Source organism: Providencia sp. 21OH12SH02B-Prov (genome assembly GCF_027362595.1).
Classification (GTDB): Bacteria; Pseudomonadota; Gammaproteobacteria; order Enterobacterales; family Enterobacteriaceae; genus Providencia; species Providencia zhejiangensis.
Window position 1 is genome coordinate 3726761 of record NZ_CP114796.1, and the last position, 13003, is coordinate 3739763.

The following is a 13003-nucleotide window of genomic DNA, read 5'->3' on the forward strand; positions in this document are numbered from 1 at the left end:
TTTCTTCTAAATTATTCGTCATTAAACAGAGTTAAAGCCAAAATTAATGCGTCTTCGCGTCCTTGTTTTGCAGGATAATAATCTTTACGCACCGTAACTTGATGAAAGCCTAATTTATCATATAGGCGCAATGCAGCTGCATTGGACTCTCGAACTTCAAGCCATAATGTCAAAATACCTTTATCAACTAAATCGGTGATCAGTTGTTCCATCAAAAGACGTCCATAACCTTTCCCTTGATAATCAGGATGAATAGCAATATTAAACAGTGTTGCCTCATCTAGGATACACTGTGTTATTGCAAAACCAACAACCTGATTATTAACGGAAATTTTTATGTTATGATATTTTTCACCTTGGTTGCCATAAAAAACACGTTCAGTCCAAGGAAAATCATGACTTAACTTCTCAATTAAGAACGCAGTAGCAAGATCAGACTGCTTTAGTGCTGAAATTTTCGTCATACTGGTAAATCTGCTCCCATAGTGCCCGTTTAGCGCTATTGCTGGTTGCCAGCTCATCTAATACAGGAGAAATAAAGGTTGTTTTTAACCCTTCTGGATGAGATTGGCTGCCTAATACCCAACAATTTATTGTTATTGGTGTTGGAAGCATCGCCAATTGCTCCGAATTAATACAAACCACATCTGTTGGATACACTTTCATCGCTAAAAAAATATCTTTTAACAGTAGGCTGTTTAAATCGAGGTTCTCATCAGTAATAATAATAAGCTTAGTCGAATCTGGAATTCTTACACCACGTTCACCGCGTAATACAGCAGGGTTTCTCACTACCCATTGAGTGATACCCATTTGATTTAAAAGCTTGTCACGTCGTGCCATTAATTTTATTCCAGTCGCTATATTAACAATCACATCTTATCAAAGCGGATTAATAGCGCCAACATAGCAATGCTATTTCCCCATTTTCTGATAAAGTGTGCGCAAAATAATTCAGTTTATATACCATTTGCATTGCAGCTAGGCGTCAACAACGCGACGGCTCGACGTATGAAGAGTATTTAGGAGATAAAAAGTATGTCACTACTGACACCGGCTAGCGAAGTTATCCAACGCCACCTTGAACATTTTACTGATCGACACGTGATTTTAGCCGGTGATATTCAAGATGAATTTGCTGCAACCTTAGAAGCCGCGAGTGTACGGGTTCTCACTAACCAATATCATCACTGGCAAAACCTAAGTCGCTTAATGGGTGAAAATGCACAATTTGCTGCTATTGCCGATGCGGATTTTATCCAACCTTGTAATACCTTAATTTACTTTTGGCCTAAAAACAAACAAGAAGCCTGTTTTCAACTCGATGATTTATGTACTCACCTCGCAGTGGGCAGTCAGATTTTTATCGTCGGGGAAAATCGTAGTGGCGTAAAAAGTGCCGAATCTATTATGGAAGGTATTGCAACATTACAAAAAATTGACTCGGCAAGACGCTGTGGACTTTATTATGGTGAATTAGAGCACCCAACACACTTTGACATTGCACGTTGGTGGCGTCGCTATGAAGTCGAAGAAGTACAAATTCACGCTTTACCTGGTGTATTCAGCCATAATGAATTAGATATTGGTAGTGACTTACTCCTTTCGACACTTAATGAACCGATTACCGGTAACCTTCTCGATCTCGCTTGTGGTAATGGCGTATTAGCTGCTGTAGTGGGTACTCACAACCCAGATGTTACACTGACCCTAAGTGATGTTAGCGCCGCGGCTATTCGTTCTTCTATTGCAACACTGCAAGCGAATCAACTGAAGGGGAAAGTGATTGCAAGTGACGCTTACTCTGATATTCATGATAAATTTGATTGGATAATCTCCAATCCACCATTCCATGATGGCTTAAATACCAACTATAGCGCGGCTGAAAATATCATTTACCAAGCGCCAAAATACCTAAAGAAAGGGGGGCGTTTCCGTATTGTTGCTAATGCCTTTTTACCTTATCCAGATATGTTAGATAAGGCTTTTGGTAGCCATGAGGTTTTGGCAAAAACAGGAAAATTTAAAGTTTACCAAGCGATTAAACGTTAATTACATTAAGCTTTTTTTACATTACGGCCAATCAATAATTGTTGGCCGTTTTTACATCAAAAAAATAAAAGTGCAATAAAAAATTATTGACGAATGGCAAAATTAGCCTAAAATCCGCTGCGTGCTATTGCGACAAGATAGTGTCTGATATTGCGAGGGTGGCGGAATTGGTAGACGCGCTAGCTTCAGGTGTTAGTGTCCTTCGGACGTGGGGGTTCAAGTCCCCCCTTTCGCACCAGATAGACTCTCTGTTTTAAGGTCCACATTAGACTTAACAACAATAGCTGAGAATTGACAGTACCTGCGAGGGTGGCGGAATTGGTAGACGCGCTAGCTTCAGGTGTTAGTGCCCTTCGGACGTGGGGGTTCAAGTCCCCCCTTTCGCACCACTGTTAATATCGTTCACCAAGACTCAAAATTGCCCATCTAACTCATCTGCGTGCAATAACAAACGCTTTTGTCATCACCTCTTTTATCCGCCATCACTAAGTATTATGTTGTAATACCAAAGCAATCAAACTACATAACAGTGCAATAACAGCAGGAACAATTAATAAGTGCCGCGAGCCTCGATTAAACAACATTGCCGCGGTCGCCAGCATGGTGACGATAGTGATAATTTTCAGGCTATTTAGCCCCATATTGCTGAGTAGATAAATCACGCTCAACAAAATAACCGCAAAAACACCCCATAACCCTGCGGCAGAGCGGCGTAAATAAGCGCTTTTTGTTACATTTATTGGCATAGCTACCTCAACAATACAAATGATAATGATTATCAATCATATCTTGTTTTTAACAAAAAACAACCGTTTTGTTGAGGAAACGACACGCGTTTAATCGAAACTTAAAATAACTTATTCATCAAATAGATACACAAAATGTATATCTTCAGGCTCTAACGCAAATAATTCAGGATCAGGCCGTTCAAGTAGCTTACATCCCATATATTGGTAAAAATGCACTGTATTTTCAGAAGGTGTTGCTGATACATACAACCCAGCGGCTCCCTTCTCTTTCGCTAGCTCACAACACTGATTAAATAACATTCCACCTAAGCCTTCACCTCGATAGCGATGGCTAACGTGCAAAAATGATAACTGAAGTAAATTATGTTCTTCGCCACGCCAGACGTTATCTAGGCTTGCCGCTGCGATTAGCTCATCTTGGTCATATACACCAATAAACACCGCGCCATTATCATAACTTTCGAGTAAATGTGGCGTATAAGCTTCAGGCTCACCTTCAGGCCAACCTTTCATATCAAAACGTTGTGCCGATAGCACCAACTTTCCATCTTGATGAAGATAGAGATTTTCGATTAATTCTGTTCTATCAATTGACCAAACGGATGGAATTTCATCACGTTGTAACTCACGTATTTTTCTCATTTTCTAAACTCAATTGTTCTTTACGACTCTCTGCTACACCTTCTAAAGCATGGTAGGCGACAGCACAAAATAATGAATTCAACCGTTTCATATCTCCAAGTAGGCTCACATGTAAGTTGCTAGTATCTAAGCTTTGCATATTTTGTTCATGCAACCTTTCCACATGTGCGTAAGCAAAACGCTGGTTAATAAGACGGAAACGATGTTTTGCCCGTCGTAAACGTTTTGCATTATCAATATCGGCTGAAACAAAAACAGACATCCCTAAATTTAAGTTAGCTTGCAATCGCTCAAGTAATGAATTCAATTCTTTATAGCCTTCATGAGAAAATGAGCGACGATTATCAATGGACTTTTTGACTAGCTCCGATGTCATGCGATGGATGATAGTCGAAGATTGCTGTAAATTGAAAGCGGTATCAATAATTTCAGCCCAACGCCTTGAATCTTCTTCACTCAATTCACTTTGTTGTAATTGTGCGAGATACAGTTTAATGCTGCTATGTAGCATATCCACTTCTTCTTCCAAGCGGCTGATTTCCCTTTTTTGCTCCTTATTGCCATTCAAGACATCGGTAAAGCGCTGTAACATCACACCCAGCACATCTCCCATACGCAATGTTTCTCGTACAGCATTGGCGATAGCAAGTGAGGGGGTTTCTAATGCGCTTTTATCTAAATAACGAGGCGCTATTTCTTGCGCCATTGACGGAACAATAGGGATTAATTTATTACATAGCCTCGCCATTGGACCCACAAAGGGTAGCATGACTAAACAGCGAGCTAAGTTATAAAAGACGTGAAAATAGATCACGATTTCGGCTTCATTAAAGCCGTAGTGGCTAATCCATTGTGCAATGGGTTTAACCCAAGGTAGCACGACGGCACAACCAATTAATTTGAATAGTAAGCTCCCAAGGACAACTTGCCGCGAGATCTCATTTTGTCCGCGGCTACTCATCATCGCGAGTAAACCACTACCTATATTGGAGCCAATGACAATACTTAAACTAATGTAGAGTGGTACTAAGCCTGTCGCACTCAACGTGGCTGTTAATAGTACAGCCGCTAAACTGGAGTAGCTCACCATAGCAAATAGCGCGCCCACCAGCAGCGCTAAAACCACATCGCCACTCAACGAGGTAAAGATAGCTTTCACTGCGTCAGCATGAGTAATCGGCTCTGCCGATGCCACAATTAACTGTAGTGCAAGTAAAATTAAGCCTAACCCAATACCAACGCGCCCAATTTGACCCGCCCTATTTTTCTTCTGGCTCAAAAAGGTTGATACCCCGACCAGAATTAACAGAGGCGATAACCAAGAGAGATCAAAAGTTAACACCCTCGCCATTAACGCCGTCCCGACATCGGCACCAAGCATAATAACCATTGCAGGCGTTAATGAAATTAGCCCCTGAGAAACAAAAGAGATCACAAGTAATGCTGTTGCATTACTGCTTTGAACTAATGCGGTGACCCCTACACCAGAAAGAAAGGCGCTTGTTCTTCGATTGACGCTTTTCCCTAAAATTCGGCGTAGATCAGCACCAAAAACCCGCATAATACCGGTACGGACAATATGAGTCCCCCAAACCAGCAATGCGACAGATGATAAAAGATGTAAAAGTGCCAGCATTGAAACCCTATGACGTGATATTTGTTATAGTTAAGACAATGGTGATAAAAACTATATGAGTGTTTTTTAGCGGAAGAAAATAGCCTTCCTCACTCTTGATGGATGAGCTAATTAGATAACTAAAAACATTATCTTATTAAATGAAATCGTACAATCATACCTTGTTTTTATTGTTTTTCAAAAAGTTAACAACAAATTACTCAGTCGTTGTATTGGTGATAGAGCCGTTTAATCTCTCATAATCAGCTCAAACGAACTCAAACACCTAATAATTTTTTATACCTGAATCGATGAATTAACGCAAAACAGTTAATGTAAGAGAGCGTAAATCGAGGGAAAGAAGATAAGACAATAAATAAAAAACCCTCTACAACTTCCTATCATAGAGGGTTTAGCTTACAGGGTTGGTTTATTGTTTCAATCCCATGGCATCACGCATGGTAAAGAACAAATCGGTTTGGTCAGTCAATCCCATGACGTTAGCAGCATGTGGGCCATATGCTGCAACGCGTAATTGAGTGCCAGTATGCTCCTGCGACTCCGTTTCAGAGTTACCGTAGTTAACGACCATGACGGAACCATCTTTTGTAATCAGAGCTTGAGTCAAGCCAGGTGCTTTAACGCCTTGAGGAACAATTTGGCTAGAGTGAGCATGGTCAGCTGTCACAATAATTAGTGTGTCCCCATGTTTTTTCGCAAACTCTAAACCAACCTGTACGGCCTCATCCAATGCCACTGTTTCACCAATTTGACCACATGGATTCGCGCTATGATTCTTTTTATCGATGGAAGCACTCTCAACCTGTAAGAAGAAACCATTAGGGTTAACTTCTAATAACTCGATCGCTTTTTTAGTCATTTGAGCCAACGTTGGCGCATTTGGATCTAACTTAGAATTCGGTTTACACTCAAGCGGCGGGTTATCAATATTGCCATGATATGTCGCTTTAGGGCCTTCCCAAGCAACAGCCATATTACCGTCATGGAATAGGCCTAAAACAGGTTTGTCTTGGTTAGCAACAGTGACTGCATCTAAGGATTTCGCATCACGAACAATATTAAAGCCACGTTCCTTTGCTTGCTCTTCTAAGGTTTTACCTTGGTAATCACCCGCTTTTGCAACTTGTTTAAAGCTCTTCGCACCACCCCCTAACGTGACATCCGCGCGGGTAACCAGTAGTTGCTCAGTGATTGAACCACGACCACCATTCTCTAAGGCATTGGTTGCACATTTTTCAGACGTTTCTTCAGGTCCATAACATTTACGACCTGTCACATGAGAAAATTGTGCAGCAGGTGTCGCGTCTTGCAACTCAGAAGTCGTAACATTACCAGTCGCTTTACCATTACGTTTAGCAATCTCAAGTAAGGTTTCATGGTCTTTACCGAATACATCGACACCTAAGGCGCCATTATAGGTTTTTACACCAGTAGACCATGCCGTTGCAGAAGCAGATGAGTCGGTAACATAGTCAGGTTTTTGTGTTTTTTTACTTAATGCATAGTGAGTATATTGACCCGTGATAGGCAATGCATCAATGCCTTTAAAGAAACCACCTGCGCCTTCTGCATAGTTACGTGCGACGGTAATTTCAGAGTCTCCCATACCATCACCAATAAACAGAATCACGTTTTTCGCTTGCTCGTTATGAAGCGCAGATTTCATAATATCTGTTTGTTCTTGGGTTAAACGACGAGCACCACCAAATTGGGTAACATCACCTTGTGCAGCTCGGTGTTGTAAAGCAGCATCATCTTTAGACGTGGATGCGGAGGCGGGAATAATACTACCAAAAACTATTGAACTTACTGCTACAGCTAGAATCGATTTCATGCAATGATTCATCATAATCATTTCCTTGCCAATAAAAGAAGTTAAATATGTAATTGCTTCAAATAATGACTGGCATGCTAATCCTGCTAGATGACAGTTGAATGACGCTTTTGTGTCGAAAAGAAGACGATTGCCATAATATGCAAAAAAAGCAGTCCAATAAAGACTGCTTTTTGCATTTTCTATCACTAATAGATGACATTATTATTTCGGTGGTTCAGCCATCAAATAACGAGTCCCTTGATATAAGGTTTCACACCAAGAAACATAATCATGGCCACTCGGAAGCTCTTCGGCCTCCACTTGATACCCTTTATGCTTTAACACATCCAATAATCGATAATGATTTTGGATTATCCCACCCCAACTACCACGCTGTTCGAATAACCCTGCCTCAAGATAAAAACGTAACGGTTTTTTCGACATTTGTTCGATTTCGCGGATTAGCCATTCAGGATCTTTGCCTTTAGGTGCCCACCAATAAGAACCGGACATACTGAGGACATTCCCGAATAATTCAGGATGTGACAGAGCATTCCAAGTCGCCCCCAAACCACCATAACTCGACCCCGCAATAATGGTGGATTTTGCAGGCGCTTGAATACCTTTGGTTGCTAAAACAGGCATAAGCTCTTTAGCAAGCATAGCAGGGAACTCAGCGTTTGGTGGTAGCTCCACATTTCTGCGCTCAGAGCTAATGCTATCGACAAATACCACATACATCGGTGGTATGGCTCCTTCTGACATCCACTTATCAAAAAATTCAGCCATTTTGTATGTTTGTAGATAGATTTGCCCATCTAACAAAACGAATACGGCAGGTTGCTTCATGGCCGCCTTAGGGCGATACACATAAATTTGTCGATCATTATTCAGCACATTGCTGTGGAAGCTAAATGATGTCAATTGACCATTAAGTTGATGACCTTCTATCTGAGCAAAGTGACATTGACGTTTTTCGGGTGATAGTGACAATAATGAAAAACGATTATAGCGATCATTTAGCAGTGATGGGATCGCCTGTGCGTTGAAAGGATCCGCTTGTGCTGTTGCTAGAATTGCCTTGCGCTGCGCAAACCCACCTTCTGTCACTTTTGGCACATCTGGCGCAATTTTATATTGCGATAACGTATCATTCGGCACGATAAAAGTGCGGTACCAAATATCCGTATTCGGTATATGAGCCATGGTCTCATGGTTACCTGAAGGGGCACCTAAAATATAAGCATTCGCTTTTGCTCCACGCCATAAAAAAGTGACTTTCTGCTGCCCTTTCTTATACTCCTCAACGAGCGGGGTGCCCTGCTCTTTCACCTCTCGCCAAAAAGTATCTGTCGTTTTCTCCTTCAGGTGTTTATCAATCAATGCCTGTAACTTAGGGCTATCAATTTTATTTTCTGCCTCAATCGCCAAAGGCTGGTAATTCGATAAGTTGAATTTAAGATTCCATGGCTGAGCAGGGGCGCCCTGTAAATTGAGATAATATTGCCCCTGAGCAGGGACAATATAAGAGACGGAGTGAGGCTCTGCGTGTGGCATTTTTTGCAGCAGTACACGGATTGGTGTTTTAGTACTGTCAGTAAGTACGATATCTGAGATCCCATCCCCCTCTTGGCGGATATACTGTTTATCAGAAATTTCAACGAATAAACAGCTATGACCTTCACTATCATGAATACCCTGAATAGAAGACGATAATTCATCTAAACGAATACACTCCGATACCGCCGCCATCGCAGATGACGAAAATAAAATACAACCAATTAAAGGTAACGATTTCACATCAACTTCCATTGAGAGCTAATTTAATAGCGAACATTACTATCAAATTAATATTTCAAACTCAATGATTGAGATAATGTTTTTCCATAAATTGGTGGAACAATTGCAACACACTCAATAAACGATGCCTTTGTTCCGGCGTTAAACGTAAATAGCGGCGTGTTGCAGGAATTCGGCACACCAGCTCTGAAGCGGTAAAAGGTTCTATCTCACAAGACCAAACACCATTACGAATATGCAAATGACAATCATTAAAATCGAGCTCGGCTAACGTTTGCGAAATGATCGGATACTGTTGCAATAAACTAATGAGTTTTTGTCCTTCTTCATCTTTAGAGACAAAGTGAATATGTTTACGGCGTAAACTCCCCGTGGTTTTCACCGAAATCTGTGCATTGATAGCCTCACCACAATGCCCAGTCACAGAAAAGCGGCTAAATACAATAAAAGCCATAAATAACGTTTTAACGCGTTCTGTCACTTGAACAGTCAGTTCACCGTGTGGATGTATCAGGAGCTCCCCCGGAGCTCCCCATTCACATTGATACGGTAAAATATCACGCTCTAGTCTATTCAGTGTTAAGCCTTGTTGATAGCCAGCGGGTAGACGTTTTTTACTTAAACGTTGCCAAATAGAGCATTTAGGCGAGGTTGCGTAATGGTTCAACTTTCACCCCCTTCAACTCTTCTTCGGTAAATGTACTGGATAACACCTGCTCAACTGAAACCGGTTTAAACGGATTCACTTTTTGCACAAACACGGTCCAAATTAAAGCATAGCTTGCGGTTAGCCCTAACATAATAATAAAGGGAATATACACATCTGACTTGTTCATACCTGGTGGCGTAATATAGACGATCGCTAAAATAATCCCGACACTAGAAATAATTTGTGGAATTGGGAAAAACGGCGAACGATAAGCACGGTGCAAATCAGGGCGACGAATGCGCAGTGAAATAACCGAAATCGTAACTAATAAATAGGCGGTTCCCCATGAACAGACGGCTGCTAGCACGAGCGGAATGATCCTATCTAAATCACCTTGAATTGCGAATGTATGTAAACAAGGGATCATTACCGCAACCAAAATCCCAAAAACCGGTGTCTTAAAACGAGGGTGCAGATAAGCAAAAATACGCGGTAATGCACCATCAAGAGCCATACCATAAAGAATACGAGGCACTGCCGCCATCAGGGTATTAATCGTTGCTCCACCCGCTAACAATAACGCAATACCAATCCAATATTTACCAATATCACCAAAGACTTGACCAGCAAAGGCAGGGATCGCCATTGGGGTTTCTAACAAACTAATATTATTCGCAGGGTCCACAATAACGTTTTCAACTTGATTAGTCATGGCCGCACCAAATAAGAACATACAGAAAGCGACACCACATAACCCAGTTGCCATAGCACGAGGGATCACTTTGGCTGAATTCTTAATTTCAGGTGCCATTGGTGTCACCAACTCACAACCCACAAACATGAACATTGCCATACCAACAAAGCTCAATACTAATGTCGGGTCCGCAACATTTAAACCGAGTCCAAACCACCCTTCAACAGAAGCATGGAAAGGCATCATTAATCCGCTGATACTAAAGATGACCAACGTACTCCACATCGCAAAAGTCAGAACAACTTCTACTTTACTAAAGGCTTCAATGCCAAATGCATTCAACAAACCAAAAGTAATCACTAAACCGACACCAACCATCCAAGATGTATTACTACTTTCCATCACGGTATTGAGACTCTCAAAATTCACCAATGCCATGATCCCTGACAAGATTGTTTCAGCCGTTCCCGCAAAGACATGCACAATCAAGTAGGCCGATAACGCCCCCGTGATTGCCCAGAAACGCCCCATACCACATGAAATATAATCGTAAACAGAACCTGATGTTGGCAAAATAGCCGCGGCTTCAGAAAATGTCGTCAACTGGGCTTGCATCATGATAAAACTCAGCAACACGGCTAGCGCAAAAGTATCACCACCAATTCCGAAACCGCTTGTCACCGTTAAGATGACAGGGCTTGCCATAATCACGCCCACAGAGCTAGCGAGAGTGGTTGGAAATCCCACCTTCCCCTTTTCAATGTGTGACGTTAATTTTGAGGACATATTCATTTTGCTTCCCTCTCTTTCTCAGTACGCAGTCAAGATTGTGAATTTTTTGTAAAAATAGAGTGACTGTATTGCAACTATAGAAATAAGCATAAACATGCCGCTATCGTCCTAAAGGACGATACCCATAGGGAGGGATAATTTCGAGGAGACATACGAAAAGTACCGAGTAAATGACATCAAAAATGAATAAACCAATAAATATCAATAAATAGAAACCTGAGTGTTCATTAATATATTAATAAACAATCAACGAAATATACTGATTGGCGAATTGGTTGAACTGGCTTATGACCGATGAAGTTCAAATATTGTAATCAAGCTCACGTTATTAACATGTTTATTTTATGTTAACGAAAATTAATTGCATGATAATAATTGGACCAACTATGGAAGGGAATATGATGAAGACACCCTCTTTGTGCTACCACCAGCGAACATTGATTAACTGTTGCTTGAACACAATTGCTCATATTATTCCTGTTTCAGCATCCGTTTATTATTTGGTGGACGATCTTTGGCAACCTGATAACCATGTGCTCTATGGGATCAGCTCTCGTATGCATCAAGATTATTTGAAACATTTTTATCAATTAGATCCGTTACACCCTGATAAATTCCGTGGTGATGATCTGCGTTTAGTTAGAATGGCGCCGGACATGAAACAACAAAGCCAAGAATTCTATAATGATTTCATGAAGCCCAACAACATCACTGACATGGCAGAAATATTTATTCGCCGTAAAAACAAAATTATTGCAGGCATTTCTGTCTTACGCGATACGCCATTTCAACAACAAGAAGTGATGCGACTCAACGCCATCCTACCTGTCGCTGAATTAATGACATTTGATATTTTACCTGACTCGTTAGTTTCTTATACGCCGAAAGAACAAGAAATCATTCACTTAGTACGAGAAGGAGCAAGTAACAAGCGCATTGCCATACAACTTGGCGTATCGCTATCTACTGTCAAAACGCATTTACGCAATATTTTCACTAAAGCCAATGTTAGTAACCGTACAGAACTCGTTTCATCCGGTTTTATTATTCGCCAAGAAAAGATGCTGTAAGTGCTTAGACACAGCCCTTAATGAATTCATGGAAAAACCAATATATTTGATTCATTGACCATCACAATTATTTGTTTATTTAATAATACAACATGGGAGTAAATGCATTGGCAACGCCCCTATTACGTTACTCTCCAAATAGGCTTGAACACCAATGCATTTCATTCTTAAATAAATACGTTCACTATCATACTCAATGAAGTATTAGGCAAAGTCCTGTTATTCAACTAACGCCATGACATTAAGGGAAGTACTTTTCAACTAGCGCATAAAGGATCGCAACCGTCTCAACATCAGCAATACCATCATAGTTTTCTGGTCTAAAGTGAAGCTGAAAAGCGCGAATTAGCATTTTATAGCCATTATCTGTATTCGCTTTTGAAACGTCATACCCATAGCGTTTTAGCTTCTCTAAAATTTCTGCTTTTGCTGGTAATCCCCCGTTATATTTCTGCATATAACAAGATTTAGTTGCCTCATCATACCAAGCCCCAATTCCAGCATCATAAAGTTGTTTCCAAGGAAACGCTGCACCGGGATCACTTTTACGCCCATCAGGTGCAATATCCGCATGTCCGACAATATTGGTAGGAGTAATATCAGGGTAACGTTCGATAATATTGCATGCTAATTGTTTGATTGCTTCAATCTGCACTTCATTATAAGGCGGAAAAAGAAAATTCCCGTTGTTATCTTGAGCTTCATTGACAATTTCAATACCTATCGAAGTATCGTTCAAGTTAGTTCTACCGGCCCATGTACTCACGCCTGCGTGCCAAGCTCTTTCATTTTCATCAACTAAATTAAAGACCCTCATCTCCTTAAATCCAGCATTTGTATACATTTTATCTGTTGGGTCGGGAACTAAATAATGAGCACTTACAGCGGCATTTCCTGATAATGCATTAACTGAACCTTGAAAATTCAAAGCAGTATAATGCATGACTAAAAACCTTACTCTACGATTAAAACCTTTTATTGAACGGTACGCATTGTAATCGACTTTTAACATTATCATGCCCTCATTGATACTGAATTAGCCTAACAAGGATAAAATTAAAACTGATTATCATCCCCTATTGTTGTCGGGATAAAACCAATAT

Annotated in this window: 12 protein-coding genes and 2 tRNA genes; 4 read left to right on the forward strand and 10 right to left on the reverse strand. The window is 40.7% G+C overall.

Features of this window, described 5'->3' with window-relative positions:
- Positions 1-11: 11 nt before the first annotated feature.
- Together rimI and O7C57_RS17240 are read right to left on the reverse strand one after the other, a co-directional pair.
- Complete coding sequence (gene rimI / locus O7C57_RS17235; protein WP_163860664.1) at positions 12-464, reverse strand: ribosomal protein S18-alanine N-acetyltransferase; 453 nt, start codon at positions 462-464, stop codon at positions 12-14.
- Positions 433-843, reverse strand: coding sequence for a DNA polymerase III subunit psi (locus O7C57_RS17240; RefSeq protein ID WP_154622774.1), 411 nt, complete (start codon positions 841-843; stop codon positions 433-435). The genes rimI and O7C57_RS17240 overlap by 32 nt, the downstream gene beginning before the upstream one ends.
- 195 nt (positions 844-1038) lie before the next feature.
- Here O7C57_RS17240 and rsmC point away from each other — a divergent pair, with 195 nt between their 5' ends.
- The 3 genes from rsmC to O7C57_RS17255 all read left to right on the forward strand — a co-directional run bounded on the left by rsmC (position 1039) and on the right by O7C57_RS17255 (position 2441).
- Entirely contained in the window at positions 1039-2052 is a 1014-nt protein-coding gene (gene rsmC / locus O7C57_RS17245) for a 16S rRNA (guanine(1207)-N(2))-methyltransferase RsmC (RefSeq protein WP_154622775.1), read from the forward strand.
- A 152-nt stretch (positions 2053-2204) separates the two neighbouring features.
- A tRNA-Leu gene (locus O7C57_RS17250) sits at positions 2205-2290 on the forward strand.
- Between the two features lie 65 nt (positions 2291-2355).
- Positions 2356-2441, forward strand: a tRNA-Leu gene (locus tag O7C57_RS17255).
- Between the two features lie 96 nt (positions 2442-2537).
- Here O7C57_RS17255 and O7C57_RS17260 read toward each other — a convergent pair.
- From O7C57_RS17260 to O7C57_RS17290, 7 genes are all read right to left on the reverse strand, one after another.
- A complete protein-coding gene (locus O7C57_RS17260; RefSeq protein WP_154622776.1) occupies positions 2538-2798 on the reverse strand; it encodes a DUF1435 family protein in 261 nt (86 codons plus the stop codon).
- 111 nt (positions 2799-2909) lie between these two features.
- On the reverse strand, positions 2910-3443 hold the full coding sequence (locus tag O7C57_RS17265) for a GNAT family N-acetyltransferase (protein WP_154622777.1): 534 nt from the start codon (positions 3441-3443) through the stop codon (positions 2910-2912).
- On the reverse strand, positions 3427-5079 hold the full coding sequence (locus tag O7C57_RS17270; protein WP_154622778.1) for a Na/Pi cotransporter family protein: 1653 nt from the start codon (positions 5077-5079) through the stop codon (positions 3427-3429). Before O7C57_RS17270 ends, O7C57_RS17265 begins: the two co-directional genes overlap by 17 nt.
- Positions 5080-5488: 409 nt before the next feature.
- Complete coding sequence (phoA, locus tag O7C57_RS17275; protein WP_154622779.1) at positions 5489-6928, reverse strand: alkaline phosphatase; 1440 nt, start codon at positions 6926-6928, stop codon at positions 5489-5491.
- A gap of 189 nt (positions 6929-7117) precedes the next feature.
- Entirely contained in the window at positions 7118-8695 is a 1578-nt protein-coding gene (locus O7C57_RS17280; RefSeq protein WP_244316469.1) for an alpha/beta hydrolase-fold protein, read from the reverse strand.
- Positions 8696-8756: 61 nt separating this feature from the next.
- The gene (locus O7C57_RS17285) at positions 8757-9362 is read right to left on the reverse strand and encodes a DUF3156 family protein (RefSeq protein WP_154622781.1); all 606 of its coding nucleotides are present in this window, start codon (positions 9360-9362) and stop codon (positions 8757-8759) included.
- Complete coding sequence (locus O7C57_RS17290) at positions 9337-10830, reverse strand: APC family permease (protein WP_154622782.1); 1494 nt, start codon at positions 10828-10830, stop codon at positions 9337-9339. Before O7C57_RS17290 ends, O7C57_RS17285 begins: the two co-directional genes overlap by 26 nt.
- 398 nt (positions 10831-11228) lie before the next feature.
- On the opposite strand from O7C57_RS17290, the gene O7C57_RS17295 reads away from it, so the two are divergent.
- Positions 11229-11900 (forward strand): LuxR family transcriptional regulator, encoded by a 672-nt coding sequence (locus O7C57_RS17295; RefSeq protein ID WP_154622783.1) that lies wholly within the window; start codon positions 11229-11231, stop codon positions 11898-11900.
- A gap of 241 nt (positions 11901-12141) precedes the next feature.
- Here the strand turns inward: O7C57_RS17295 and O7C57_RS17300 are convergent, their stop codons facing one another.
- Positions 12142-12912, reverse strand: coding sequence for an N-acetylmuramoyl-L-alanine amidase (locus O7C57_RS17300; protein ID WP_154622784.1), 771 nt, complete (start codon positions 12910-12912; stop codon positions 12142-12144).
- Positions 12913-13003 lie beyond the last annotated feature (91 nt).